The organism is Escherichia sp. E10V5, assembly GCF_004212315.1.
Classification (GTDB): Bacteria; Pseudomonadota; Gammaproteobacteria; order Enterobacterales; family Enterobacteriaceae; genus Escherichia.
Genome location: NZ_RHJM01000009.1, coordinates 154,233 through 179,404, shown reverse-complemented (window position 1 = coordinate 179,404; position 25,172 = coordinate 154,233). Strand labels below are relative to the sequence as shown.

Below are 25,172 nucleotides of genomic sequence, written 5' to 3'. Positions count from 1 at the left end.
CGCGAGCGCCTTATCCGCCCAACAATGTACCAGCCCCCACAAGCCTGATAAGAAGCGCCAGGTTCACATCAGGCAATTACAATCAAATCTACAAGTTTCAAATTAATCACATCACCCGGCACCTTACATGACGCGAATTTCTTGTGAGGACTGCCTTCGGTTCTGCTTATTTGCGCATCTTTTGTCTCTATATACATTTTCTGACATCCTCATTCGCTATGCTGTTGCCATTAAAATAGTGAATCGAGGAGTAAATATGGCTAACTGGTTAAATCAACTGCAATCCCTTCTTGGGCAAAGCAGCGCTTCCTCTTCGTCTACAGATCAGGGATTGGGCAAACTTTTAGTACCCGGCGCATTAGGCGGGTTGGCAGGACTGCTGGTTGCCAATAAATCAGCACGTAAACTATTAACGAAATACGGCACAAACGCGTTGCTGGTTGGCGGCGGAGCGGTCGCCGGTACCGTACTGTGGAACAAATACAAAGATAAAATTCGTGCGGCGCATCAGAACGAACCGCAATTCGGCACCCAAAGTACGCCGCTGGATGAACGTACAGAACGTTTAATCCTCGCCCTGGTTTTTGCTGCCAAAAGCGATGGTCATATCGATAGTAAAGAACGCGCGGCTATCGACCAGCAATTGCGTGAAGCTGGTGTTGAAGAGCAGGGGCGTGTACTTATCGAACAGGCAATCGAGCAACCATTGGATCCGCAGCGCCTGGCCCAGGGGATTCGCAACGAAGAAGAGGCACTGGAGATCTATTTCCTGAGCTGTGCGGCTATTGATATTGACCATTTTATGGAGCGCAGTTACCTGAATGCACTGGGGGATGCGCTGAAAATTCCCCAGGAAGTCCGTGAAGGAATTGAACGCGATCTCGAACAGCAAAAACGCACTTTGTCTGAATAATATCTCACTCCGTATAGCCTGATATGCCTGTTTATCGGGCTATACAAAACCGCACAGCTATTTGAGCGAATTAATTTTCGCTGGCGACATCCTTTCGATTTTCACACCATTACCTGTCATCATCTATACAATGACCGCCCTGTTTCGCTTGCATCCCGGGTGAGTTTTGCCACCCTTATAAGATGTTTCAACCAGAAAGAACAATAACATGCTACCAAAAGCCGCCCGCATCCCCCATGCCATGACGCTTCATGGCGACACGCGCATCGATAATTACTACTGGCTGCGGGACGACACACGCTCGCAGCCGGAAGTGCTGGATTACCTGCAACAAGAAAATAGCTACGGTCATCAGGTCATGGCGTCGCAACAAGCTTTGCAGGATCGGATATTAAAAGAAATCATTGACCGCATACCGCAAAGAGAAGTCTCTGCACCTTACGTCAAAAATGGCTATCGCTACCGGCAAATTTATGAACCTGGTTGTGAATATGCAATCTACCAGCGTCAGTCGGCGTTCAGTGAAGAGTGGGACGAATGGGAGACTCTGCTCGATGCGAACAAACGGGCGGCGCACAGTGAATTTTATTCAATGGGCGGAATGGCGATTACGCCCGATAACACGATCATGGCACTTGCAGAAGATTTTCTTTCCCGACGCCAGTACGGTATCCGTTTTCGCAATCTGGAAACGGGCAACTGGTATCCCGAACTGTTGGATAACGTGGAACCCAGCTTTGTCTGGGCGAATGACTCCTGGACATTTTATTATGTTCGCAAGCATCCAGTGACGTTGTTGCCGTATCAGGTCTGGCGGCATGCCATTGGCACTCCAGCATCTGAAGACAAACTGATTTACGAAGAAAAAGACGATACCTTTTACGTCAGCCTACATAAAACGACGTCGAAACACTATGTGGTTATTCATCTTGCCAGCGCCACTACCAGTGAAGTTCGGCTGCTGGATGCAGAGCTGGCCGATGCCGAGCCGTTTGTCTTTTTACCGCGTCGCAAAGATCACGAATACAGTCTTGATCACTACCAGCATCGGTTTTATCTGCGCTCCAACCGCAACGGCAAAAATTTTGGCTTATACCGTACCCGTATGCGTGATGAGCAAGAGTGGGAAGAGTTAATCCCACCGCGCGATAACATCATGCTCGAAGGCTTTACGCTGTTTACTGACTGGTTGGTGGTTGAAGAGCGTCAGCGTGGGTTAACCAGTCTGCGGCAAATCAACCGCAAAACGCGGGAGGTTATCGGCATTGCCTTTGATGATCCGGCTTACGTTACCTGGATTGCCTATAACCCGGAACCTGAAACCTCACGATTGCGTTATGGCTATTCCTCCATGACTACGCCAGATACATTGTTTGAACTGGATATGGATACTGGAGAGCGTCGGGTATTAAAACAAACGGAAGTCCCCGGTTTCGATGCGGCGAATTACCGCAGCGAACACTTGTGGATCACTGCCCGTGATGGCGTCGAAGTGCCTGTTTCGCTGGTCTATCATCGCAAGCATTTCCAGAAAGGCCACAACCCGCTGCTGGTATATGGATATGGCTCTTACGGCGCAAGCATTGATGCCGATTTTAGTTTTAGCCGCCTGAGTTTGTTGGATCGCGGTTTTGTCTACGCCATTGTCCATGTTCGTGGCGGCGGCGAGCTGGGGCAGCAATGGTACGAAGACGGTAAATTCCTGAAAAAGAAAAATACCTTTAATGACTATCTCGATGCCTGCGACGCATTGTTAAAACTGGGCTACGGTTCACCTTCACTCTGTTATGCGATGGGGGGCAGTGCTGGCGGTATGTTGATGGGCGTTGCAATTAATGAGCGCCCCGAGTTATTCCACGGCGTGATTGCCCAGGTACCGTTTGTTGATGTTGTAACAACGATGCTTGATGAGTCGATTCCTCTTACTACCGGCGAATTTGAAGAGTGGGGAAATCCGCAGGATCCGCAATATTATGAGTATATGAAAAGCTACAGCCCGTATGACAATGTCACGGCTCAGGCTTATCCGCATCTGCTGGTAACGACCGGATTACACGATTCACAGGTGCAATACTGGGAACCGGCAAAATGGGTGGCTAAGCTGCGCGAGCTTAAAACTGATAACCATCTATTATTGCTTTGTACCGACATGGATTCAGGGCATGGCGGTAAATCCGGACGTTTTAAATCCTACGAAGGTGTGGCGATGGAATATGCTTTTCTGATAGCCCTGGCGCAGGGGACATTACCAGGCCAATCAGCGGGTTAAACACTCTCCAGATAATGCTTCAAGGTTAAACGTAACTCCGGGCTCATACTGTCAAGGTTGTTAAACAACCAGCGCAGATAGCCCGGATCGCGCTTTGCAACGTCTGATACGGCTTTACCGCGATACTTGCCAAACGTGAACGTCGTCAACAACGACGGCCGCCCGGTGATATCCGCCATCTGCTCCGCCGTCCAGCCTGATGTGTTCATAATATCGATAAGCAGGGCCGCGGTAATATAACAATCATACAGCGCGCGGTGGTGATGCAGACCCGATGGTGTCTGGACATTCAGCTTGCGCGATTTATACAGTGCCATATTGCTGTACTTGATTCCTGGCCACAAACGACGAGCCAGTTTCATGGTGCAAATCCACTCACCGGGCATTTCTGGCAACACCCGGCGGTCAAAGCTGGCATTGTGGGCGACATACCATTCGCTACCGTAATAGTGCGGGATAACTTCTTCAATCCACGGTTTGTCGGCAACCATGGACCCTGTGATACGGTGAATCGCCATGGCTTGTGGACTGATGGGACGGTCGGGACGCACCAAGTGGCTCATAGGGTTGACGATTTTCCCGTTAACAACATCAACAGAGGCAATTTCAACGATCCCTCCCTGCAAACCGCAGGTTTCTGTATCGATAATGCGCAACATGGTCATGCTCCAGGAAGAAAACGCCTAGCGTAATGGAATGATATCGCCTTGCCAACCCTGCGAAGAGCGCTGACCAACCAACAAAAGAGAACCGCGATCGGCGCGAACAATAAGGCGGCCATGTTCATCCCACAGTGCGCTGTTACCACGGGCGTTCGCCATTAGCACAGCGATGGAGTATTGATGTGAGAAAAACTCTAAGCGTCGGGTCGAAGCCAATAGGTCAGGTTCACCGATGCATTGCCCGGTTGTAAAAAGTGAACAAGTCGGGTCCATATCAATACCTTCCGGTTGGCCATCCACTACAGTGATGGTTTCGGAACGTTGACCCAGGCATGCACCATGACTTTGATGATAAATTCCTGGCGTTTTCATCCAGGGGGCGAATACTGCAATACCGCGAATAAACCGCTCATTATATTCAACGGGAAGGCCAGCAATAATGGTCATTCGCGAGGTTGTTGCTGCATAACAAAGCGGGTCTAAAAGCGAGAGATCGGGCGGAGATGGAAGCGGACGACGTTTGTAATCGCATCCCAGTAGAGAAAGTGAGGGAAAAACCAACAGTTCGCACTGGTGCTTGGCGGCAGCCCTCACGAACTCCAGATGACGGGCTACCTGTTCAGTGAGTGAAGCATTACGAGGCTCATATTGTGCTGCTGCAACTTTCCAGTACGACATGATGACTTCCTTTTCATAGTGTCTGCGAATAATGGCGTGTATGAGAAAATACTTATAATTTAGCAGCCACCATGTAAGAAAGTGTAACTTAATATAAGGTTTATTTAAGTTTGGGCTCGTAAGGTAAACGTGACAGATTTACAGAGACGAGACGGTGGGCAATAAGGCGCTCACGAAACCAGCCACGCAAGTGCTCCGGTTGTTCACGTTCAACCGCTTCAGCAATCACCGGCATATTGTACCGTTCTTTAAATGCCACTCCGGCAGCGGCCAGATCGACATTTACTTTATCCATTTCAGTTTGATCCAGTTTGGCCAGATTCTTCAGCATACGGTGTCTCCTCGTTAATTGCGGGCAAAAGTTACTAAGAGTCAGCCAGGATGGCAAGCCTGAATTGATGATCCTCGACTCTCTCATTAGACAAGGTTATGCTCTGTAAAAAACTCATTACAAAAAGGAATAGATAATATGGTTTCAACTGCGCGTTCTCTTCGTTATACACTGGCAATAATTGCCGGTTCGCTGGCGGCCCCTTCCGTCTGGGCTCATGCGCACCTGACTCACCAGTATCCTGCGGCGAATGCAGCGGTCACCGCTGCCCCACAGGCCATTACTTTAAATTTCTCTGAAGGTATTGAACCTGGATTCAGTGGGGCCAAAATCATCGGCCCGAAGAATGAAAATGTTAAAACATTACCCGCGAAACGTAATGAACAAGACAAAAAGCAATTGATCGTTCCGCTTGCCGACGCCCTGAATCCCGGAAGTTATACCGTTGACTGGCATGTTGTTTCGGTGGACGGACATAAAACCAAAGGGCAGTACACCTTTACAGTGAAATAAAGCATGCTAGCGCTTACCTGGGTCACACTGCGATTTATCTATTTTATCTCTCTGATGCTGGTTTTTGGCTTCGCGATGTACGGGGCATGGTTGGCACCAGTGACGATTCGTCGATTATTGACGAAGCGTTTTTTGCGTTTACAACAGCACGCAGCCGCATGGAGTTTGATCAGTGCCGCAGCGATGTTCGCCGTTCAGGGTGGGTTGATGGGCGCGGGATGGCCAGATGTCGTTTCGCTGAGCATCTGGCAGTCGGTGTTACAAACGCACTTCGGAGGCGTCTGGATCTGGCAAATCGTTCTCGCTCTCGTTACGTTGACCGTCGTTCTGATGCAACCACGGAATATGTTGCGGTTACTGTTCATGCTGACTACCGCGCAATTTATCCTGATGGCGGGTATGGGACACGCGACATTAAATGAAGGATTAACCGCAAAAATTCATCAGACCAATCATGCCGTACATCTTATCTGTGCTGCAGCATGGTTTGGAGGGCTACTGCCGGTTGTCTGGTGTATGCGGCTGGTGAAAGGGCGCTGGAGACGTCCGGCCATTCATGCGCTGATGCGTTTTTCCTGGTGCGGACATTTTGCTGTCATTGGCGTGCTAGTAAGTGGTGTGCTCAATGCATTACTAATCACGGGATTTCCCCCCACGCTTGCCACTTACTGGGGCCAGCTCTTATTGCTCAAAGTCATACTGGTAATGATTATGGTGGTTATCGCGCTGGCAAATCGTTATGTTCTGGTCCCGAGAATGCGGCATGATGAAGTCCGGGCTGTTCCCTGGTTTGTATGGATGACTCAACTCGAATGGGCGATAGGCGCGGTGGTACTGGTGATTATCAGCCTGCTAGCGACTCTGGAACCGTTTTGATGGATTACGATAAATGATGAAAAAAAGTATATTGGCGTTTTTGTTGCTCACCAGTTCCACTGCGGCGCTGGCGGCTCCTCAGGTGATTACCGTCAGCCGTTTTGAAATTGGCAAAGACAAATGGGCGTTTAATCGCGAAGAAGTGATGTTAACATGCCGACCGGGTAATGCGCTGTATGTCATTAATCCCAGCACCCTGGTGCAATACCCTTTGAACGATGTTGCGCAAAAAGAGGTTTCCAGTGGGAAGACTAAGGCCCAGCCTATTTCAGTGATCCAGATTGAAGATCCCAACAAACCCGGTGAAAAAATGAGCCTGATGCCATTTATAGAACGAGCTGAAAAACTTTGCTGATTACCTGAATTAGTCTTTTGATTTGCCAAAAAAACGCCCAGGATCTTTTATCAGATCGGGCGTTTTTTTTACTTTTAAAACGATGATTAAGACGCTTTTTTCTGACCACTTTTCGTGTGGACTGGAAAACCTGGCGTCGTCATCTATTCTTAAAGGGCTAGGCAACTAAGCCTGCATTAATGCCAACTTTTAGCGCACGGCTCTCTCCCAAGAGCCATTTCCCTGGACCGAATACAGGAATCGTATTCGGTCTCTTTTTATCTATTAAGCCAGCGGATGAATACATCACTGTTTTCCCTGTGCTGACTTCACAATCAACCATAACACACACTCTACTGCTTCAGTCCAGCCTTTTTTAACATTTATGTTAAAATAATGTGACCTTCTGCGCGGGAGTAAAAAATTGATGAAAGAGGCAGGCCGCACCTATCAGAAAATTGATGGCAGCCATTGGCGACATATCTGGTTGGTGGGGGATATTCATGGCTGCCTTGGGCTACTGCGTATCAAATTATGGCATTGCCGTTTTGACCCGTGGCAAGACTTATTGATCTCGGTAGGAGATGTTATTGATCGTGGTCCGGAGAGTTTACGTTGTCTTCAACTACTGGAGCAACGCTGGGTCAGAGCGGTAAGAGGTAATCATGAGCAGATGGCGATAGATGCGCTGGCCGCGCAGCAGATGTCTTTATGGTATATGAACGGTGGCGACTGGTTTGCTGCGCTGGCAGATAAGCAACAGAAGCAAGCAGAAAGGGCGCTCAGCAAATGCCAGCATTTGCCTTTTATTCTTGAATTAAACAGTCGCACTGACAAACACGTTATTGCCCATGCTGATTATCCTGACGACGTTTATCAATGGCAAAAGGACGTCGATTTGCACCAGGTATTGTGGAGTCGTTCGCGATTACGTGAAGGCCAAAAAGGGCAGGGAATTACCGGTGCTGACCATTTCTGGTTTGGACATACGCCGTTACCTCATCGAGTAGATATTGGAAACTTGCATTATATAGACACCGGCGCCGTCTTCGGAGGGACACTCACAATGGAACAACTCCAGTAATTAAAAGTCACTGTACTCCTGCGCGGGCCGCCAGAACCCATCAATAAAATCCTCAACAGGAAAGCAGCCGCCGTGGCGGATCCGTTGATCGTCCATTGAGTAGACGCACTGCTGTTCCGTGTTGTAAACATCAACAACAATATCTTCACAGCCAGCGTCCAGATAGCAAACAAAAAGTACCAGCGCGAACATTTCATCCTCGAAGTGTGGTGCCGTACCGTTAAGTTTAGGAGAGGATTTTACTTCGGGGAAATAACCAGAATAAATAACCCGTCATGCCGACGGGTTCTTTTTGGATCAGGCAAGACGCATAATCCAGGCATCAGACTTTTGATCGTAGCGGGTACGGTACAGGACAGAGTGTTCGCCGTTTAGTAGAGCTGGAATGCTGGTTTCGGCGTCCCAGGCATCAAGTTGCATACACAAATCGGGGTCAGATTTACAAGGAATAGTTAATGTTCGATCACCTGGCGATTCGCCGTGTAACTCGCCGTCATCGATTTCAAAAGCGCCTATGCGCACACTGGTTTTCATCTTCGTGCTCTCCATTTATCTGCCGGTTGTGGTACGACCAGTCCGATCGCACCATTTTTCAGCGTAGTCGAGGCAGGCGAATGTGCCAGTCAAAAAGTGCGCTTTTTTTGTGCGCTATCAGGCGTTACCGGTAAAAAGTTTCCCATCGCGCACCAGTTCACGTGGGTAACTGTTTTTCAGTCGCGAGCCAATACGTTTGGCTAAACCTATTGGCTGATGCTGGAAGGTTACCAGCACATCATCCGTAGTTGGCACGGTTTGCGGGTAAACATCGCGCCCGCGATACCACTCTTCCGCTTCCTGAGGCGTCAGTTCGAAAGCGTTCGTATGGTTGGGGGAGGCCAGGGCAATAACCGCTTCATGCTGCCAGCGATAACCTTTGTTATGCGTTTCAGCAAGCTTAATTCCCAGACGGGAAAATCGGACTTTACCGATCAGGGCTTCAATACCCGCAGGGAACAGCCAGAGTTCTTTATCGCGCTGCCAGAGGCGCAGATTTTCATCCCACTGTAAGCCAACGGCAGTCGCCGCCTGGCGAATTTGTGCGGCTTCGCGATCTTTGATTGGGCTAAACGGGAAATTACCCACTTTGTATTTCGGTGCGGGTAAGGCGGGAATCGACTGTGTTTTGCGTAACCGGGCAACGAAGAAGCCTTCGCAGTCGTAAATTTGCGGAAAAACGTGCAAAAAGCCTTCTTCGGTGAGTGCCTTGTCCGCACCAGGGAAGAGATCGCCCAGCGGTAAAAACTCTACTGCATCGGGGTAAGTCTCTTTCAGCCACAAGCAAACGGCTTCGTTTTCTTCCTTGTTTAAGGTACAGGTCGAGTAAACCAGCGTACCGCCAGGGCGTAATGCATGAAAGGCACTGTCGATAAGTTCCCGTTGGGTGGCAGCAATTTCCTGATTGCTTTCTGGTGACCAGTTTTTCAGTGCGGCGGGATCTTTACGCACCACGCCTTCGCCAGAGCAGGGGGCGTCCAGTAAAATGGCATCGAACATTTCTGGTAACGCTGCACCAAAGACGCGGCCATCAAAATGAGTCAGAGAGACGTTACGGATACCGCAGCGACTGATATTGGCATGTAACACTTTTACCCGGCTGGCGGAAAACTCATTGGCAAGAATCGCCCCTTCGTTATTCATGCGAGCGGCAATTTGTGTGGTTTTTGAACCAGGCGCGGCGGCGACATCCATCACCCGCTGTGGGGTATTATCGTCGGCAAACAATGCGGCAACGGGCAACATTGAACTGGCTTCCTGAATATAAAACAGGCCGCTTAAATGCTCGGCGGTACTGCCCAACGGCAAGGTTTCTTCATCATCGCGTTCAATCCAGAAACCTTCTTCACACCACGGAATCGGCGTTAGCGTCCAGCCGTAAGGGGCGGTTAATTGCAGGAAATCAGCAACGGAGATTTTCAGGGTATTTACGCGAATGCTGCGGCGCAACGGGCGCTGACAGGCGGCGAGAAAATCATCAAAAGAGAGCGTCGAAGGCATGGCTTCGCGCATTTGTGTCAGAAAGGCGTCCGGGAAATAAACGGTGTGTTGGGCCACGAGCATGTACCACTGGCAAAAAAACAGGCGCGCAGTTTAGCATAAACGCTCCGGCGCAGGCACGCCGGAGCAATGTGGCTTATCGGGGGAGTGCTGTTCCCCATTCACGCCACTCTTTCGGTTCACTTTCCTGCAACAGGAAGTGTTTGCCTTCCTGGGCTTTCGGTGCCAGTGGCGTACCCGGAGGCGTGGCGAAGGCGATGCCGCCACGGATAAACTGGTTAAAGGTGCCGGTTTTCACTACGCCGCCCGTCAGACCAAAGTCCAGACTGTAACCCGATGCCAACCAGAAGACGGAATTGTTACGTACCAGGTGCTGGTAACGTTTACTGATGCGCATCGCAATCATCACGCGATCTGACAATGTACCCAGCGTCATTCCGGTGACTGTACCTACTTCCAGACCACGGAACAGTACTGGCGTACCAACACCTAACGAACCGGCTTCCGGCGCTTCAACAATAATGCTTAAGCCATCAAGGTAACGCGAATCAGTAATGGTAGCTTCTTGCAATTCAAAGTCACGGCGAGGATTACCCCGACCTGGTTCGACGTTGATATACGGCTGGAGGATCGTATCAAGATGCTCAACGCCTGCTGCCGAAATTTGCGGTGTGACCACTGAGAAGCGTGTACCACCGCGCGCAAAGGTCTGGACATATTCAGGATAGAGCACCGCCTTTGCCTGTACTTCATTGCGCGCGGTGATCAGATCCAGAGTCTGGATTTGCCCGATATCAATACCGAGATAGCGAATTGGCATACCGACCGCCAGTTTTCCGGCATCGAAAGCGTGGAGCGTAATCTGCCCGCCAACCGCACGAGCCGCTGTTTCGGAAGCATACAAAATCCGCTTATCGCCTTTACGTTGGCTGGCGTTGGCACCGCTGAGATTATCGAAGCTGATGGCTCCCTTTAACGCCCGCGAAAGCGGTGACGCCTGAACGGTCAGGCCGCTGCCGTTAAGTTGAACTTTCGCGCCACCTTCAGCCCAGAACACGCTGTTGCTGGTCAGCAGGTTGCGATATTCCGGTTTAATGTGCAGATCGATATCGAACGCATTGGCCCGTGGACGTACGGTAATCACTTCACCGACCTCAAATTTACGGTACAGCACTACCGACCCTGCCTGCACATCCGGCAGTGTCTCCGCACTTAAACTCACGGTCGTGGTAGGTAAATCGCTAAGACTATTTTCGAGGGCTTTTTCCAGATTGGCGTACAGTGGGTAACTGGTTTTCATCTCACCTTTGTCGCCTGGCAGAATACGGATCCCGCCGTTGAGCCATTCTGAGGCGCTGGCACCGAGAAACTCGACACCATCCAGACCCACTTTCACGTCGACACGACTATTAACGACAAATTTGCTGTCGCCTTTTACCAGTTCGCGATGCTGGGGTTCGATAGCGACGGTAAATGTCACACCTTTGCTGGTGAGTTTACGGTCGATAACCTGACCTACCTGTACGCCGTGAAGAATGAGCGGCTGACCGGCATCAATTCCATAGCTTTCTGGTGCTGTCAGGGTTAGCGTCAGAACATCGGGTTCATGCAGTAAAGCTTTCTCGCCAGGCACAACGACAAACTCTTTGCGTGGTTCGCCATCACCCGGTACCAGTTCGAACGTTTTGCCGGTCAGCAGGGCGCTGAGATTGGCGTCGCTGAGGGATAACTTCGGGTTACGTAATTCGATGCGGGTGTTTTCACGAAGCAGAGTGACGACGCTGGGATCAACGGTCATTTCTCCGGTGACTTTGCCACCTGGGTTTAAATTCAGTTTGGTCAGTTGCCCGACTTCCAGTCCCTGGTACATGAGCGGCGTTGAATCGGCGTTTAATCCGGCTCCACCTGGTAGATCCAGCTTTATGATCACCCCACGCTGGCTGTGGGCGAGATCCTCATACAGACCAAAGGTATCTTCCGGATCGGCAGGTTTCGACTCTTCTGGTGAATCGAAGGCAATCGCACCGTTAACCAGGGCAGCCAGACTTTCCAGTTTTACCTTCGCGCCACTGATACTGACATTGGCATCAACGCCGGAAACGTTCCAGAAGCGGCTGCCTTTTTTCACCAAATCGGTGAAACGCCGCTCAATCAGGACATCAATCACCACGCCTTGCTTATTGGGATTGATCGCATAGTCATAGACGCGTCCCACCGGAATTTTACGGAAATAGACCAGCGAACCGCTGTTCAATGAACCGAGATCGGGGGCTTGCAGGTGGATCATCAGATCACCATTATCCAGCCGATACTTTGGCTGGGTATCGAGCGCCACAAAATGATCTTGCTCTTTACCTTTGCCCGGCATCATGCCGATATAGTTACCGCCGACCAGCGCATCCAGCCCGGAAACACCTGCCAGTGAGGCTTTCGGCGTCACCAGCCAGAACTGTGTCTCTTCGCGCAGGGCATCTTTCATATCGGACTTGATGCTGACCTTGACTTCAATCTTTCGTAGATCGTCGCTGAGGCTGACATCCTGCACCGTGCCGACTTCAACGCCCTGATAACGAACAGGCGTGCGACCCGGAACAATGCCGTCTGCCGACATAAAGTCGATGGTGACGGTATTGCCTCTATCCTGATAACTACCCCAAATCAGCCAACCGGCAATCATTAGCGCGATGAACGGCAACAGCCAGAAAGGTGAGATACGGCGTTTAGTTTTAATTTGCGCTTCAGTCGTCGAAGCGGGCGTTTCCTGACTCATGTGCATCCCAAAGTAAGCGGCTGTCCAGCCATTCCACAGCAAGAATAGTCAAAATAACCGCTGCGCCGAAATAAAACGCAGCGGGTCCCATAGTAAAAGCGAGGATCTGATCGCGATTAATCAGCGACATGGTTAATGAAATGACAAATAGATCGAGCATCGACCAACGGCCAATCCAGGTCACCATCCGCAATAGCAAAATCCGCGTGCGTAAGCCTTGCTGGCAGTTAAAATGAATGCTTACCAGTAAAGTAAACATGACGATCACTTTGGTGAACGGCACCAGGATACTGGCGATAAAAACAATTCCGGCAACTGCAATATTGCTGTTCGCCAGCGACATAATTCCGGAAAGAATCGTATCTTCTTGTCGTCCACCGTTCAGGTAGATGATCGAAATAGGCAGCAGGTTGGCAGGTAACAATAAGACAATTGAAGCCAAAAGAGCAGCCCAGCATTTTTGAATACTATGATGGCGACGCAAGCGAAGTGGGATATGGCAACGCGGACAACGACCGCGCGGATCGGGATAGCTGGTAAAGTGACAACCCAGGCAAACGCGTAATTTCTCGTCCCTACGCGTGGCAGGGCGCTGCGGATAAAATCGCTCCCACAGCTGTTCAACATTAAGATGTGACAATGTCACTGTTGTTAAAATCACCAGCGCGAAAAAAGAGAATAGCCCGACGCCCGCCTGGATATGGGCGTAATCCTGTACCTTTATAGAAGCAACGCCAATGCCGACCAGATAGATATCCAGCATTACCCACTCTTTTAGTCGCTCCAGCATCAGCAACACCGGGCGTAAATTCATTCCCAGTCGATTGCCAAACCATAAATAAGCAATAGAAGTCACCAGTATGAGAGGTGCACCTATAACGCAGAAAAACACCATTGCGCCGGTTATCGCATCGCCCTGTTTGGTCATCTGCCAGATGCCTTGCATTACATTGGCGTCGATACGGATACCTAACAGCCAGATATGTAATAGAGGTTCGCCCCAGGCAAACGGCATAAGCAACAACATAGTAAAAGCCATTGCTGCCAGCCTTGTGAGCGACCAGTCACGCCCATCGCGAATTTTCGCCTGACAGCGCGGGCAATAGGCACTCTGGTGAGAATTTATCTCGGGCAGGCTAAACAGCATGTCACATTGCGGGCAACGCTGATAATCACCACACGGTAGTGCCTCGCCAATTGCGCTCACTGTTATCTTTTTTGTCGGCGTAATTTGTGGGGTGTTAAGAGCCATGACATGCCAAATGTGATAAGAATTAACATTTATCTTAACCCATGATGGGAATGATCTTGAGCATTAACGCATTTAATGCTTATTTTAATAGGCTGGCAGTTCCAGGTAAGACAACTAAGTGATTATATAATGAACAAAACAGAATTTTACGCGGACTTGAACCGCGACTTTAATGCGTTGATGGCGGGAGAAACCAGTTTTCTGGCAACGCTGGCGAATACCAGTGCTTTGTTATACGAGCGTCTGACTGACGTAAACTGGGCTGGGTTTTATTTACTTGAGGACGATACGCTGGTACTCGGGCCGTTTCAGGGCAAAATTGCCTGCGTACGGATCCCGGTAGGGCGTGGCGTGTGTGGGACTGCAGTTGCCCGCAATGAAGTACAGCGAATCGAGGATGTTCACGCCTTTGATGGGCATATCGCCTGTGATGCGGCGAGTAATTCTGAAATCGTTCTGCCGTTGGTGGTGAAAAATCAGATTATTGGCGTTCTCGATATCGACAGTACTGTCTTCGGTCGTTTTACAGACGAGGACGAGCAAGGTTTACGTCAGCTTGTGGCACAGCTTGAAAAGGTGCTTGCAACGACGGATTACAAAAAATTCTTTGCGAGCGTCGCAGGATAATCAACGGATAACGTAGCATTTACTGATGACGTCATTATAATGACGCCTGTTCATGCCTGCGCTTGTTGGCTACGTCCGTTGTAATCAGGAAATTTCATGGAAAATCAACCTAAGTTGAATAGCAGTAAAGAAGTAATCGCGTTTCTGGCCGAACGTTTTCCCCACTGTTTCAGTGCGGAAGGTGAAGCGCGTCCGCTGAAAATCGGTATTTTTCAGGATTTGGTCGATCGCGTTGCTGGGGAAATGAACCTTAGCAAAACGCAACTGCGATCCGCTTTACGTCTCTACACTTCGAGCTGGCGCTATCTGTATGGCGTTAAACCAGGCGCGACGCGTGTCGATCTCGACGGCAACCCATGCGGTGAGCTGGACGAGCAGCATGTAGAACATGCTCGCAAGCAGCTTGAAGAAGCGAAAGCGCGCGTCCAGGCGCAGCGTGCCGAACAGCAGGCGAAAAAACGCGAAGCTGCCGCAGCTGCAGGTGAGAAAGAAGACGCACCACGCCGCGAACGCAAGCCACGTCCTGCCGCGCAACGCCGTAAAGAAGGCGCCGAGCGCAAACCTCGCGCGCAGAAACCGGCTGAGAAAGCGCTAAAAACAGTAAAAGCACCTCGCGAAGAACAGCACACCCCAGTTTCTGACATTTCAGCTCTGACTGTCGGACAAGCCCTGAAGGTGAAAGCTGGTCAAAATGCGATGGATGCCACCGTATTAGAAATCACCAAAGACGGCGTCCGCGTCCAGCTGAATTCGGGTATGTCTTTGATTGTGCGCGCAGAACACCTGGTGTTCTGAAACGGAGGCCGGGCCAGGCATGAACATGTTTTTTAGGCTTACCGCGTTAGCTGGCCTGCTTGCAATAGCAGGCCAGACCTTCGCAGTAGAAGATATTACGCGTGCTGATCAGATTCCGGTATTAAAGGAAGAGACGCAGCATGCGACGGTGAGTGAGCGCGTAACGTCGCGCTTTACCCGCTCCCATTATCGCCAGTTCGACCTCGATCAGGCATTCTCGGCCAAAATCTTTGACCGCTACCTGAACCTGCTTGATTACAGCCACAATGTGCTGCTGGCAAGCGATGTTGAACAGTTCGCGAAAAAGAAAAATGAGCTGGGCGATGAACTGCGCTCCGGTAAACTTGACGTTTTCTACGATCTTTACAATCTGGCGCAAAAACGCCGTTTTGAACGTTACCAGTACGCCTTATCGGTACTGGAAAAACCGATGGATTTTACCGGCAACGACACTTATAACCTGGACCGCAGCAAAGCGCCCTGGCCGAAAAACGAGGCCGAGTTGAACGCGCTGTGGGACAGCAAAGTCAAATTCGACGAGTTAAGTCTGAAGCTGACAGGAAAAACGGATAAAGAAATTCGTGAAACCCTGACTCGGCGCTACAAATTTGCCATTCGCCGTCTGGCGCAAACTAACAGCGAAGATGTGTTCTCGCTGGCAATGACGGCGTTTGCGCGCGAAATTGATCCGCATACCAACTACCTTTCCCCGCGTAATACCGAACAGTTCAATACTGAAATGAGCTTGTCGTTGGAAGGTATTGGAGCGGTGCTGCAAATGGATGATGACTACACCGTTATCAATTCGATGGTGGCAGGTGGCCCGGCTGCGAAGAGTAAGGCTATCAGCGTTGGTGACAAAATTGTCGGTGTTGGTCAAACCGGCAAGCCGATGGTTGACGTGATTGGCTGGCGTCTTGATGATGTCGTTGCCTTAATCAAAGGGCCGAAAGGCAGTAAAGTTCGTTTAGAAATTTTACCAGCCGGTAAAGGGACTAAAACCCGTACGGTAACACTGACGCGTGAACGCATTCGTCTGGAAGACCGCGCAGTTAAAATGTCCGTGAAGACTGTCGGCAAAGAAAAAGTGGGCGTACTGGATATTCCCGGCTTCTATGTTGGCTTGACAGACGATGTCAAAGTTCAGTTGCAGAAGCTGGAAAAACAGAATGTCAGCAGCGTCGTCATCGACCTGCGTAGCAATGGCGGCGGGGCGCTGACCGAGGCAGTATCGCTCTCTGGTTTGTTCATTCCTTCCGGTCCGATTGTTCAGGTCCGTGATAACAATGGTAAAGTCCGCGAGGACAGTGATACCGACGGCCAGGTGTTCTATAAAGGCCCGCTGGTGGTATTGGTTGACCGATTCAGTGCTTCGGCTTCAGAAATCTTTGCCGCCGCGATGCAGGATTACGGTCGCGCGCTGGTTGTGGGCGAACCAACATTCGGCAAAGGCACTGTCCAGCAGTATCGTTCTCTGAATCGTATCTACGATCAGATGTTACGTCCTGAATGGCCGGCGCTGGGGTCAGTGCAGTATACAATCCAGAAATTCTATCGCGTTAACGGTGGCAGTACCCAACGTAAGGGGGTGACGCCTGATATCATCATGCCGACGGGCAATGAAGAGACGGAAACGGGAGAGAAATTCGAAGATAACGCGCTGCCGTGGGATAGCATTGATGCTGCAACTTATGTGAAATCTGGCGATTTATCGGCGTTTGAGCCGGAATTGCTGAAGGAACATAATGCGCGTATCGCGAAAGATCCTGAATTCCAGAACATCATGAAGGATATTGCTCGTTTCAATGCCATGAAGGACAAACGCAATATTGTTTCTCTGAATTACGCTGTACGTGAGAAAGAGAACAATGAAGATGATGCGATGCGTCTGGCGCGATTGAACGATCGCTTTAAACGCGAAGGCAAACCGGAGTTGAAGAAACTGGATGATTTGCCAAAAGATTACAAGGAGCCAGATCCGTATCTGGACGAGACAGTGAATATCGCACTCGATCTGGCGAAGCTGGAAAAATCCAGACCAGCGGAACAGCCCGCTCCCGTCAAGTAACATCAATCAGGCACAAGAAATTGTGCCTGATTTTTTAACAGTGGCAAGATGCCGTAAATCAGATGCTACAAAATGTAAAGTTGTGTCTTTCTGGTGACTTACGCTCTATCCAGACTTGAAAATAGTCGCGTAACCCATACGATGTGGGTATCGCATATTGCGTTTTGTTAAACTGAGGTAAAAAGAAAATTATGATGCGAATCGCGCTCTTCCTGCTAACGAACCTGGCCGTTATGGTCGTTTTCGGGCTGGTACTGAGCCTGACAGGGATACAGTCGAGCAGCGTTCAGGGGCTGATGATTATGGCCTTGCTGTTCGGTTTTGGTGGTTCCTTCGTTTCGCTTCTGATGTCCAAATGGATGGCATTACGATCTGTTGGCGGGGAAGTGATCGAGCAACCGCGTAACGAAAGGGAACGTTGGCTGGTCAATACTGTAGCAACCCAGGCCCGTCAGGCGGGGATTGCTATGCCGCAAGTAGCTATCTACCATGCGCCGGATATCAACGCCTTTGCGACAGGTGCTCGTCGTGATGCCTCTCTGGTTGCTGTCAGCACCGGTTTGCTGCAGAACATGAGCCCGGATGAAGCCGAGGCGGTAATTGCCCACGAAATTAGCCACATTGCGAATGGTGACATGGTTACCATGACGCTGATTCAGGGCGTGGTAAACACCTTCGTTATCTTTATTTCACGTATTCTGGCGCAGCTTGCCGCGGGCTTTATGGGCGGTAACCGTGATGAAGGTGAAGAGAGCAACGGTAACCCGCTGATCTACTTTGCGGTTGCGACGGTTCTGGAGCTGGTATTTGGTATTCTGGCGAGCATTATCACCATGTGGTTCTCGCGTCACCGTGAATTCCATGCCGATGCAGGTTCAGCCAAACTGGTTGGTCGTGAGAAAATGATTGCTGCGCTGCAGCGTCTGAAAACCAGCTATGAGCCGCAGGAAGCAACCAGCATGATGGCTTTTTGTATCAATGGTAAGTCCAAATCGCTGAGTGAGCTGTTCATGACTCACCCGCCGCTGGATAAACGTATTGAAGCCCTGCGTACCGGTGAATACCTGAAGTAATTTGCAGTAAATTATAAAAAAGCGCGTCCTGGCTGACGCGCTTTTTTTTTAGCCTTGTGCGCGCGGTTGGGTAATGCGTAAACCACTGACACAGGCGGCGATCACTGCCAGAATAGCCGCAGCCGTCAGCGAGACGTGCGTACCATTATCACCAAACTGATTCAACATCAGCGCCACCAGAGCTGCACCGCTACTCTGACCAAGCAGACGCGCTGTACCCAACATTCCACTGGCACCACCGCTACGCTCACGCGGGGCGGAGGTAATAATGGTGTGATTATTGGGGGACTGGAATAACCCAAAGCCTGCACCGCATAAGATCATCGGCCAGATGATATTGATATCGGCAGGCGAAGCTGGCAACAGGACCAGAGAAAAAAGTCCCGCGGCCATGATGAACAGCCCTAAAGCACCAAGCAATCCTGCATGGACGCGCTCTATCAAATAACCTGCCAGCGGAGCCATTACCATCGTTGCCAACGGCCACGGGGTCAGGAGCAAACCTGTCTCAACTTCACTACGTCCAAGTACGGTTTGCAGATAAAAAGGCAGGGAAACCATCGCCAGCATTTGCGCGCAGAAAGAACAAATGGAGGTACAAATTGATAGTGTAAACAGCGGAATACGCAGTAAATCCACCGGTAGCAGTGGAACAGGAAGGGAAAGCTGGCGGCGAATAAAGAAAATACCAACAATAATCATTACCGCCAGTTCAGCACCGATCAGCGTCAGTGATTGCCCCTGAGCAAAACCACTCAATGCGGTAATAAGCAGGCCAAATGTCAGCGCATTCATCACGGCGCTGGGCAGGTCAAACCGCGGCTTACTGGCACGAGAACCATTTGGCGGCAGAAAACGCATTGCCAGGAGTAGGGCGATAATACCCAACGGTACGTTAATTAAAAATAACCACTTCCAGGACGCAATTGAAAGGATTGCGGCGGCGATCGTCGGCCCGGCAGCGGAGGAGACGGCGACGATAAAAGAGTTAATTCCCATCCCTCGCCCCAGAAAACGTTGTGGGTAGATTAAGCGGATGAGTGCAGTATTGACGCTCATTAACGCCGCGCCGCCAAAACCTTGTATTACACGCGCCAGGGTTAGCATTTGCAGTGAATCAGAAAGAGCGCAGAACAACGATGAGAGCAGAAAAACCACCAGACCGAATTTATAAATTCGTCGATAGCCAAACATATCGCCCAAAAAAGAGAACGAGAGTAAGGAGATAACAATCGCGATTTGGTAGGCATTCACCACCCAGATGGAACTGGCTGGTGTGGCGTGGAGATCGGTTGCAATGGTTGGCAAGGCGACATTAGCGATAGCGCCGTCGAGAACCGCCATCGAAATACCAATAATAATGGTTAATATTGCGCCGTACCGCTGAGGCAACGGCAGGCCATCGGCCTGAACTTTTGGCATAGGAATTTTATATCTTTTGGTAATAATCAACAGGGGTATGATTTTAGCACTGATATTCACGGTGAATGTCGCAGAATTGTAACTAACCGGCAAAAGATGGATTGCGACCACCCTGGCGCGAAATTATAATAAAAAACAGTTCTAATTTTTATAAAACACTCGCAATGAGGTGATAAATGGCTAACGCAGATCTGGATAAACAACCTGATTCTGTATCTTCTGTACTGAAGGTTTTTGGCATTTTGCAGGCGCTGGGCGAAGAGCGCGAAATAGGGATAACCGAGCTGTCACAGCGCGTCATGATGTCAAAAAGCACCGTTTATCGCTTTTTACAGACCATGAAAACCTTGGGCTATGTCGCGCAGGAAGGGGAGTCGGAGAAATACTCTCTGACCCTGAAATTATTTGAGCTGGGCGCTCGTGCGCTACAAAACGTCGATCTTATTCGCAGTGCTGATATCCAGATGCGTGAGATCTCCCGTTTGACCAAAGAAACCATTCATCTTGGCGCACTGGATGAAGACAGTATCGTTTACATCCACAAAATTGACTCTATGTACAATTTGCGCATGTATTCACGGATTGGCCGTCGTAATCCGCTGTACAGCACTGCGATTGGTAAGGTGCTGCTGGCATGGCGCGATCGCGATGAAGTGAAGCAAATTCTTGAGGGCGTGGAATATAAACGCAGCACCGATCGGACCATCACTAGCACAGAGGCGTTATTACCCGTGTTAGATCAGGTCCGTGAGCAGGGATACGGCGAAGATAACGAAGAGCAGGAAGAAGGGCTGCGCTGCATCGCCGTTCCGGTGTTTGACCGCTTTGGTGTCGTGATTGCCGGCTTGAGTATTTCCTTCCCGACGCTGCGTTTTTCTGAAGAACGTTTGCAGGAGTATGTGGCTATGTTGCATACGGCAGCGCGCAAAATATCCGCACAAATGGGGTATCACGACTATCCATTCTGATTAAAATAAGAACCTGTCTGCATAAAATTCAGACAGGTTCTTCATTTAGCGTGGATTAAATAATGTTAATAGTGATATCGTTCGAGCAGAAGATGAAAGTACTTTATATCCATTAGTTTTGATGTGGATATTTGTACCGTTATCTATCAATCATTATCGACGACGATATTGCTTTTACGTAGCAGCGGGCAATCTGTAATCCCCAAAAATCCACTTTTAGTATGAAGATATTGCACCGTGCTTGTGCTTCGGGCGGTGAGATATGTGCATTGCAGCCCTAACCCGGCAGCATTTTCCTTGCTTCCAATCAGAACGCCATATCCGCTGAGTAATAATCCTGTCCATACCAGTGCTATCAAGATAATTGTGCGAATGATGAATCGCATTACGACCTCTTCTCTTTTTGTTTGCTTAATCGTAGCGGCAATATGGACTGAAGCAAGCGTATCATTCCGAAAAAGCACGAATATCGACATGGTTAGACGTTGTTTAACTAACGCATGATAGTTTAAAGGCAGAAGATAGGTTAAACGGAGATTGGAGTGAAAAAGTTTCGATGGGTCGTTCTGGTTGCCGCTGTGCTGGCTTTCTTGCTGCTATGGATGCAGGTATTCAACATAATGTGCGATCAGGATGTGCAATTTTTCAGCGGAATTTGTGCCATCAATCAGTTCATCCCATGGTGATATCATTTTTTCATCAGTAGATTTCCTTCCTGCGTAGCAGTGGTAAAATGGCGCCTCTACTTAGAGGTGGTTAAATGAACGAAGTTGTAAATTCAGGCGTGATGAACATTGCGTCTTTGGTCGTATCGGTAGTAGTTCTTATTATTGGGCTCATCTTGTGGTTTTTCATCAACCGTGCCAGTTCCCGGACTAACGAACAGATTGAACTGCTTGAGGCATTGCTGGATCAGCAAAAACGGCAGAATGTACTGTTACGCCGCTTGTGCGAAGCTAACGAACCTGAAAAAGCCGATGAAAAGGTTACTGAGAACCAAAAAACGGGTGAAGATGAAGATATTATTCGTCTGGTAGCAGAACGGTAATCCTTCCTGCAATTTGAGTAACCCTGTGTTGATGGGTTACTCATCTCATCATTCTTACATGCACTATAATGATGCAATTGATTAAAATTAATCCTTTGTTGGATTTTGATTATTTTCTCTGTTATTTATTCATTTATTTTGACATCAGAAAAAGTTATTTTTTGTACTTGCTGATTGGGATGTTTGCATCGGAATATTGATTAATTACAGCATTGTTTATAAGCGAAACGTTTCTCTTCTCATTTTTTATCATTCATCATTTTTTCTTATTTTACATTATTAATATGCTTTGAATATGGCATCGGCATTGCATCTATGTATGTTGTTAACTGACTGTTTTATGAGATAAAGTTATATAACACTTTATCATTACATAGTATAAAAAGTGATATCACACACATTGTGGAATTAAATTGTATTTCTGAACTGGAAGATTAGAACTTATTGAACTATGTTAGAAACCACATCAGTTCAGGCATCTGTTTGTACTGGTATGCTTAAGTGTCTCGATATATCGACACGCAGTTCGTTGCATAAATGTGCAAAAAAAGTGGAAGGCGCATCGAGATTTGTGCAGCTGATCGAGACATGTTTAAAAATGGCTTGCCATAATTAACGTTGTATGTGATAACAGCTTTGGGTTAAACGAGGTACAGTTCTGTTTATGTGTGGCATTTTCAGTAAAGAAGTCCTGAGTAAACACGTTGTCGTTGAATACCGCTTCTCTGCCGAACCTTATATTAGTGCCTCAAGCAGTAATGTGTCAGTTTTATCTCTGTAATGCCTGCGGGCGAAGAAAACAATCTAAGGAATTTTTCAAATGGCAAAGATTAAAGGTCAGGTTAAGTGGTTCAACGAGTCTAAAGGTTTTGGCTTCATTACTCCGGCTGATGGCAGCAAAGATGTGTTCGTACACTTCTCCGCTATCCAGGGTAATGGCTTCAAAACTCTGGCCGAAGGCCAGAACGTTGAGTTCGAAATTCAGGACGGCCAGAAAGGTCCGGCAGCTGTTAACGTAACCGCTATCTGATCGAATTCACTGATCTGAAGTGTTAACGCACTTCAATCTCGCTATAAAGCCTCGTCGAAAAAGCGAGGCTTTTTACTTTATTTAATGCTCCCTTACGATCTTCGAATATTTGCCCGCAGCGCGATTCGCGTTACACTTGCGGCATTTAGTATCCCGCCGGAGTTTTCATGTCGTTTTCCTGTCCACTTTGCCACCAGCCTCTATCTCTTGAAAAAAATAGCTATATCTGTCCGCAGCGGCATCAATTTGATATGGCGAAAGAGGGATATGTCAATCTGCTACCCGTTCAATATAAACGATCCCGCGATCCGGGAGACAGCGCGGAAATGATGCAGGCGCGACGTGCGTTTTTAGATGCCGGTCATTACCAGCCGCTTCGTGATGCGATAGTCGCTCAATTGCGTGGATGTCTTAATGAGCACGCAACAGCGGTACTGGATATTGGCTGTGGGGAAGGGTATTACACTCATGCTTTTGCCGATGCCTTGCCAGTAGTGACAACCTTTGGTCTTGATGTCTCTAAGGTCGCAATTAAAGCTGCGGCGAAACGCTATAAGCAGGTTACCTTTTGTGTCGCTTCCAGCCACCGTCTGCCTTTTGCCGATGCCAGTATGGATGCCATTATTCGCATCTACGCGCCATGCAAAGCAGAAGAGTTAGCGCGTGTCGTCAAACCGGGAGGGTGGGTAATTACCGTTACTCCAGGGCCACGACATTTAATGGAGTTGAAAGGGCTGATTTACGACGAAGTACTTCTGCATGCCCCCCATACTGAACAACTGGAAGGTTTTGCATTACAGCAGAGCGATGAACTGCGGTATCCGATGCGTCTTCGCGGCGATGAAGCTGTTGCATTGTTGCAGATGACGCCGTTTGCCTGGCGTGCGAAGCCTGATGTCTGGCAAACGTTGGCGGCAAAAGAAGTATTCGACTGCCAGACGGACTTTAATATTCACCTCTGGCAGCGAACAAATTAACCGTGGTAGTGCGTCCAGAGGATCTGGACGCCGATGCCGATCAGTACCAGCCCGCCGAGAATTTCCGCTTTTTTCCCAATAATTGAGCCGATAAAGCGACCAACCATCATCCCTAATGTCGACATAATCAAGGTTGCACAACCAATGGCCAATGCGGTCGCGATAATGTTGACCTGCAGGAAGGCAAGACCTACACCAACAGCCATGGCATCCAGGCTGGTGGCAATCGCGGTGGTTACCAGTAGCCAGAAACCGTGTCGACGGCGCGGTTCTTCATCTTCATCATCTGCGCCACGAAAACCCTCAATAATCATTCGCCCGCCGAGGAATATCAGCAGCACAAACGCAATCCAGTGGTTCCATTCGAGGACAAAGCGGCTGGCTAACATGCCCATACCCCAGCCGATCAGCGGCGTCAGGGTTTCGACGGCACCAAAAATAAGGCCGGTTCGCAACGCTTCAGAAAATTTCGGTTTATGGAGGGTGGCACCTTTACCGATTGATGCAGCAAATGCATCCATCGACATACCAAACGCAAGAAGAACAGTAGCAGTGATATTCATGACAACGTCCTGACCGGGGTATCCATAAAACACATCTTCGCCCCCCGCAAACATGCACACATGAACGACAAGAGGCGCTCATGCAGGCATAGCGATTGATGTGCATATGGTCTCGCCTGACTGAAAATGTTCAGTCCGTACGTGCCACGTTTTGCAACGAGTATGTTGACACGTACATTTCCGGAGTCTGGAAATCGGCTACTCCCCAAATGAGGGCGCAACCTTAACATATTTTGAGAATATAAAACAACTGTTGGAATATATTATTTCATTACTTCGTTGATAACGATTTTCATTTAGATTTATATATAAATGAAACGTTAAAATAAATAACAAATGGTCGAAGAGATAATATAGCCTAAGCTATGTCTGGTTATTAAAAACACACTTAACATAGCTTTGGCTAAAGATATAACCTATTGAGTTGAAACAAGAAGTTTATAAATCTTTTCCAGAACGTCGATATTTCGAACGCGGATTAACAACCGACGCTGTTCTAATTGCATAACCAGGACACCATCTTCCGATAAGTTCATTGCTTTTATCCGGCTATATTCAATCCAGACATTGGCGAAGAAAAAACCTTTCTGTTTAAAGATGATCTTCGGAACGCGGATCCAGAATATATAAAAACCCATCAGCGCCAGAGCACTTAATAACCAGGTGGTAATTTGTGCGCCATGACTGGTCACATTATTGTAGATAAGAATGACAATCAGCCCGACGAAGATAACGCTGTCGATGCGACCGCGCCGCAGCAAAGGAATTGCCAGCAGGGTGGGGCCATTGCGGCGGGGCATAATGAACTGATCGTATATCGCAAAGGCAAGCAGTGCGGCGATGAACAGAATCAGCACCAGTTCCGTGATTGTCATTAATCCTCCA

At 48.9% G+C, this 25,172-nt stretch carries 28 protein-coding genes; 16 read left to right on the top strand and 12 right to left on the bottom strand.

What is annotated here, in order from left to right:
• Positions 1–256 precede the first annotated feature (256 nt).
• Positions 257–913: a tellurite resistance TerB family protein gene (locus D9738_RS07815; protein ID WP_130208479.1), complete on the top strand. Its 657-nt coding sequence runs from the start codon at positions 257–259 to the stop codon at positions 911–913.
• Between the two features lie 208 nt (positions 914–1,121).
• Positions 1,122–3,182 carry an oligopeptidase B gene (gene ptrB, locus D9738_RS07810; RefSeq protein WP_130208477.1) on the top strand — a complete coding sequence of 687 codons (2,061 nt, stop codon included), beginning with the start codon at positions 1,122–1,124 and terminating at the stop codon, positions 3,180–3,182.
• Here the strand turns inward: ptrB and exoX are convergent.
• The 3 genes from exoX to holE all read right to left on the bottom strand — a co-directional run bounded on the left by exoX (position 3,179) and on the right by holE (position 4,853).
• Positions 3,179–3,841 carry an exodeoxyribonuclease X gene (gene exoX, locus D9738_RS07805; protein ID WP_130259905.1) on the bottom strand — a complete coding sequence of 221 codons (663 nt, stop codon included), beginning with the start codon at positions 3,839–3,841 and terminating at the stop codon, positions 3,179–3,181. The genes ptrB and exoX overlap by 4 nt on opposite strands.
• Positions 3,842–3,865: 24 nt before the next feature.
• Positions 3,866–4,522, bottom strand: coding sequence for a carbon-nitrogen hydrolase family protein YobB (yobB, locus tag D9738_RS07800; RefSeq protein ID WP_130223531.1), 657 nt, complete (start codon positions 4,520–4,522; stop codon positions 3,866–3,868).
• A 100-nt stretch (positions 4,523–4,622) separates the two neighbouring features.
• Entirely contained in the window at positions 4,623–4,853 is a 231-nt protein-coding gene (gene holE, locus D9738_RS07795) for a DNA polymerase III subunit theta (RefSeq protein ID WP_130259904.1), read from the bottom strand.
• A 138-nt stretch (positions 4,854–4,991) separates the two neighbouring features.
• Between holE and yobA the strand changes: the two genes are divergently transcribed.
• From yobA to pphA, 4 genes are all read left to right on the top strand, one after another.
• Positions 4,992–5,366 carry a CopC domain-containing protein YobA gene (gene yobA / locus D9738_RS07790; RefSeq protein ID WP_130208471.1) on the top strand — a complete coding sequence of 125 codons (375 nt, stop codon included), beginning with the start codon at positions 4,992–4,994 and terminating at the stop codon, positions 5,364–5,366.
• Between the two features lie 3 nt (positions 5,367–5,369).
• Positions 5,370–6,242: a copper homeostasis membrane protein CopD gene (gene copD, locus D9738_RS07785; protein WP_130259903.1), complete on the top strand. Its 873-nt coding sequence runs from the start codon at positions 5,370–5,372 to the stop codon at positions 6,240–6,242.
• 13 nt (positions 6,243–6,255) lie between these two features.
• Positions 6,256–6,597 (top strand): YebY family protein, encoded by a 342-nt coding sequence (locus D9738_RS07780; protein ID WP_130208467.1) that lies wholly within the window; start codon positions 6,256–6,258, stop codon positions 6,595–6,597.
• Positions 6,598–7,003: 406 nt separating this feature from the next.
• The gene (gene pphA, locus D9738_RS07775) at positions 7,004–7,660 is read left to right on the top strand and encodes a protein-serine/threonine phosphatase (RefSeq protein ID WP_130259902.1); all 657 of its coding nucleotides are present in this window, start codon (positions 7,004–7,006) and stop codon (positions 7,658–7,660) included.
• Here pphA and D9738_RS07770 read toward each other — a convergent pair whose 3' ends face one another.
• The 5 genes from D9738_RS07770 to yebS form a co-directional block, all read right to left on the bottom strand.
• A complete protein-coding gene (locus D9738_RS07770; RefSeq protein ID WP_130208463.1) occupies positions 7,661–7,852 on the bottom strand; it encodes a YebW family protein in 192 nt (63 codons plus the stop codon). It abuts the gene before it with no gap.
• Between the two features lie 105 nt (positions 7,853–7,957).
• Positions 7,958–8,194, bottom strand: coding sequence for a YebV family protein (locus D9738_RS07765; RefSeq protein ID WP_002431586.1), 237 nt, complete (start codon positions 8,192–8,194; stop codon positions 7,958–7,960).
• A gap of 117 nt (positions 8,195–8,311) precedes the next feature.
• Positions 8,312–9,751: a 16S rRNA (cytosine(1407)-C(5))-methyltransferase RsmF gene (gene rsmF, locus D9738_RS07760; RefSeq protein ID WP_130259901.1), complete on the bottom strand. Its 1,440-nt coding sequence runs from the start codon at positions 9,749–9,751 to the stop codon at positions 8,312–8,314.
• A gap of 79 nt (positions 9,752–9,830) precedes the next feature.
• Positions 9,831–12,464, bottom strand: a complete 2,634-nt coding sequence (gene yebT, locus D9738_RS07755) for a lipid-binding membrane homeostasis protein YebT (RefSeq protein WP_130259900.1) — start codon at positions 12,462–12,464, stop codon at positions 9,831–9,833.
• Positions 12,433–13,716: a membrane integrity lipid transport subunit YebS gene (gene yebS / locus D9738_RS07750; RefSeq protein WP_130259899.1), complete on the bottom strand. Its 1,284-nt coding sequence runs from the start codon at positions 13,714–13,716 to the stop codon at positions 12,433–12,435. The genes yebT and yebS overlap by 32 nt, the downstream gene beginning before the upstream one ends.
• A gap of 129 nt (positions 13,717–13,845) precedes the next feature.
• On the opposite strand from yebS, the gene msrC reads away from it, so the two are divergent.
• The 4 genes from msrC to htpX all read left to right on the top strand — a co-directional run bounded on the left by msrC (position 13,846) and on the right by htpX (position 18,279).
• A complete protein-coding gene (gene msrC / locus D9738_RS07745; RefSeq protein ID WP_130208455.1) occupies positions 13,846–14,343 on the top strand; it encodes an L-methionine (R)-S-oxide reductase in 498 nt (165 codons plus the stop codon).
• Positions 14,344–14,439: 96 nt separating this feature from the next.
• Positions 14,440–15,138 carry an RNA chaperone ProQ gene (gene proQ / locus D9738_RS07740; RefSeq protein WP_130259898.1) on the top strand — a complete coding sequence of 233 codons (699 nt, stop codon included), beginning with the start codon at positions 14,440–14,442 and terminating at the stop codon, positions 15,136–15,138.
• A 19-nt stretch (positions 15,139–15,157) separates the two neighbouring features.
• A complete protein-coding gene (gene prc / locus D9738_RS07735; RefSeq protein WP_130208453.1) occupies positions 15,158–17,206 on the top strand; it encodes a carboxy terminal-processing peptidase in 2,049 nt (682 codons plus the stop codon).
• 191 nt (positions 17,207–17,397) lie between these two features.
• Complete coding sequence (gene htpX / locus D9738_RS07730; RefSeq protein WP_000984517.1) at positions 17,398–18,279, top strand: protease HtpX; 882 nt, start codon at positions 17,398–17,400, stop codon at positions 18,277–18,279.
• A gap of 48 nt (positions 18,280–18,327) precedes the next feature.
• Here the strand turns inward: htpX and D9738_RS07725 are convergent, their stop codons facing one another.
• Positions 18,328–19,701, bottom strand: a complete 1,374-nt coding sequence (locus tag D9738_RS07725) for an MFS transporter (protein ID WP_130208451.1) — start codon at positions 19,699–19,701, stop codon at positions 18,328–18,330.
• A 176-nt stretch (positions 19,702–19,877) separates the two neighbouring features.
• Between D9738_RS07725 and kdgR the strand changes: the two genes are divergently transcribed.
• Positions 19,878–20,669, top strand: coding sequence for a DNA-binding transcriptional regulator KdgR (gene kdgR, locus D9738_RS07720; protein ID WP_096849880.1), 792 nt, complete (start codon positions 19,878–19,880; stop codon positions 20,667–20,669).
• A 146-nt stretch (positions 20,670–20,815) separates the two neighbouring features.
• Here kdgR and D9738_RS07715 read toward each other — a convergent pair whose 3' ends face one another.
• The gene (locus D9738_RS07715; protein ID WP_130208729.1) at positions 20,816–21,055 is read right to left on the bottom strand and encodes a YobH family protein; all 240 of its coding nucleotides are present in this window, start codon (positions 21,053–21,055) and stop codon (positions 20,816–20,818) included.
• A 156-nt stretch (positions 21,056–21,211) separates the two neighbouring features.
• Here D9738_RS07715 and mgrB point away from each other — a divergent pair, with 156 nt between their 5' ends.
• The 5 genes from mgrB (at position 21,212) to rlmA (ending at position 23,724) form a co-directional block, all read left to right on the top strand.
• Positions 21,212–21,355, top strand: coding sequence for a PhoP/PhoQ regulator MgrB (mgrB, locus tag D9738_RS07710; RefSeq protein ID WP_130208449.1), 144 nt, complete (start codon positions 21,212–21,214; stop codon positions 21,353–21,355).
• A 74-nt stretch (positions 21,356–21,429) separates the two neighbouring features.
• On the top strand, positions 21,430–21,717 hold the full coding sequence (locus D9738_RS07705) for a YebO family protein (protein ID WP_130208447.1): 288 nt from the start codon (positions 21,430–21,432) through the stop codon (positions 21,715–21,717).
• 664 nt (positions 21,718–22,381) lie between these two features.
• Entirely contained in the window at positions 22,382–22,498 is a 117-nt protein-coding gene (locus tag D9738_RS07700; protein WP_064529246.1) for a DUF2627 domain-containing protein, read from the top strand.
• Positions 22,499–22,537: 39 nt separating this feature from the next.
• On the top strand, positions 22,538–22,747 hold the full coding sequence (gene cspE, locus D9738_RS07695) for a transcription antiterminator/RNA stability regulator CspE (protein WP_001062678.1): 210 nt from the start codon (positions 22,538–22,540) through the stop codon (positions 22,745–22,747).
• Between the two features lie 167 nt (positions 22,748–22,914).
• Positions 22,915–23,724 carry a 23S rRNA (guanine(745)-N(1))-methyltransferase gene (gene rlmA, locus D9738_RS07690; protein WP_130208445.1) on the top strand — a complete coding sequence of 270 codons (810 nt, stop codon included), beginning with the start codon at positions 22,915–22,917 and terminating at the stop codon, positions 23,722–23,724.
• Here the strand turns inward: rlmA and mntP are convergent.
• Both mntP and D9738_RS07680 read right to left on the bottom strand, forming a co-directional pair.
• Positions 23,721–24,287 (bottom strand): manganese efflux pump MntP, encoded by a 567-nt coding sequence (gene mntP, locus D9738_RS07685; RefSeq protein ID WP_001353153.1) that lies wholly within the window; start codon positions 24,285–24,287, stop codon positions 23,721–23,723. The two genes, rlmA and mntP, sit on opposite strands and share 4 nt — an antisense overlap.
• A gap of 416 nt (positions 24,288–24,703) precedes the next feature.
• Positions 24,704–25,162, bottom strand: a complete 459-nt coding sequence (locus D9738_RS07680; RefSeq protein WP_130259897.1) for a DUF986 family protein — start codon at positions 25,160–25,162, stop codon at positions 24,704–24,706.
• Positions 25,163–25,172: the final 10 nt, after the last annotated feature.

Excerpts from the sequence above, each read along its gene's own strand:
- D9738_RS07680 (WP_130259897.1), bottom strand. The coding sequence starts at position 25,162 with ATGACAATCACGGAACTGGTGCTGATTCTGTTCATCGCCGCACTGCTT.
- copD (WP_130259903.1), top strand. The coding sequence starts at position 5,370 with ATGCTAGCGCTTACCTGGGTCACACTGCGATTTATCTATTTTATCTCT.
- kdgR (WP_096849880.1), top strand. The coding sequence starts at position 19,878 with ATGGCTAACGCAGATCTGGATAAACAACCTGATTCTGTATCTTCTGTA.
- pphA (WP_130259902.1), top strand. The coding sequence starts at position 7,004 with ATGAAAGAGGCAGGCCGCACCTATCAGAAAATTGATGGCAGCCATTGG.
- ptrB (WP_130208477.1), top strand. The coding sequence starts at position 1,122 with ATGCTACCAAAAGCCGCCCGCATCCCCCATGCCATGACGCTTCATGGC.
- D9738_RS07705 (WP_130208447.1), top strand. The coding sequence starts at position 21,430 with ATGAACGAAGTTGTAAATTCAGGCGTGATGAACATTGCGTCTTTGGTC.
- prc (WP_130208453.1), top strand. The coding sequence starts at position 15,158 with ATGAACATGTTTTTTAGGCTTACCGCGTTAGCTGGCCTGCTTGCAATA.
- D9738_RS07780 (WP_130208467.1), top strand. The coding sequence starts at position 6,256 with ATGATGAAAAAAAGTATATTGGCGTTTTTGTTGCTCACCAGTTCCACT.
- msrC (WP_130208455.1), top strand. The coding sequence starts at position 13,846 with ATGAACAAAACAGAATTTTACGCGGACTTGAACCGCGACTTTAATGCG.
- cspE (WP_001062678.1), top strand. The coding sequence starts at position 22,538 with ATGGCAAAGATTAAAGGTCAGGTTAAGTGGTTCAACGAGTCTAAAGGT.
- D9738_RS07715 (WP_130208729.1), bottom strand. The coding sequence starts at position 21,055 with ATGCGATTCATCATTCGCACAATTATCTTGATAGCACTGGTATGGACA.
- htpX (WP_000984517.1), top strand. The coding sequence starts at position 17,398 with ATGATGCGAATCGCGCTCTTCCTGCTAACGAACCTGGCCGTTATGGTC.
- proQ (WP_130259898.1), top strand. The coding sequence starts at position 14,440 with ATGGAAAATCAACCTAAGTTGAATAGCAGTAAAGAAGTAATCGCGTTT.
- exoX (WP_130259905.1), bottom strand. The coding sequence starts at position 3,841 with ATGTTGCGCATTATCGATACAGAAACCTGCGGTTTGCAGGGAGGGATC.
- yebT (WP_130259900.1), bottom strand. The coding sequence starts at position 12,464 with ATGAGTCAGGAAACGCCCGCTTCGACGACTGAAGCGCAAATTAAAACT.
- D9738_RS07770 (WP_130208463.1), bottom strand. The coding sequence starts at position 7,852 with ATGTTCGCGCTGGTACTTTTTGTTTGCTATCTGGACGCTGGCTGTGAA.
- D9738_RS07725 (WP_130208451.1), bottom strand. The coding sequence starts at position 19,701 with ATGCCAAAAGTTCAGGCCGATGGCCTGCCGTTGCCTCAGCGGTACGGC.
- D9738_RS07700 (WP_064529246.1), top strand. The coding sequence starts at position 22,382 with ATGTGTGGCATTTTCAGTAAAGAAGTCCTGAGTAAACACGTTGTCGTT.
- yobB (WP_130223531.1), bottom strand. The coding sequence starts at position 4,522 with ATGTCGTACTGGAAAGTTGCAGCAGCACAATATGAGCCTCGTAATGCT.
- D9738_RS07815 (WP_130208479.1), top strand. The coding sequence starts at position 257 with ATGGCTAACTGGTTAAATCAACTGCAATCCCTTCTTGGGCAAAGCAGC.
- yebS (WP_130259899.1), bottom strand. The coding sequence starts at position 13,716 with ATGGCTCTTAACACCCCACAAATTACGCCGACAAAAAAGATAACAGTG.
- holE (WP_130259904.1), bottom strand. The coding sequence starts at position 4,853 with ATGCTGAAGAATCTGGCCAAACTGGATCAAACTGAAATGGATAAAGTA.
- rlmA (WP_130208445.1), top strand. The coding sequence starts at position 22,915 with ATGTCGTTTTCCTGTCCACTTTGCCACCAGCCTCTATCTCTTGAAAAA.
- mntP (WP_001353153.1), bottom strand. The coding sequence starts at position 24,287 with ATGAATATCACTGCTACTGTTCTTCTTGCGTTTGGTATGTCGATGGAT.
- yobA (WP_130208471.1), top strand. The coding sequence starts at position 4,992 with ATGGTTTCAACTGCGCGTTCTCTTCGTTATACACTGGCAATAATTGCC.
- D9738_RS07765 (WP_002431586.1), bottom strand. The coding sequence starts at position 8,194 with ATGAAAACCAGTGTGCGCATAGGCGCTTTTGAAATCGATGACGGCGAG.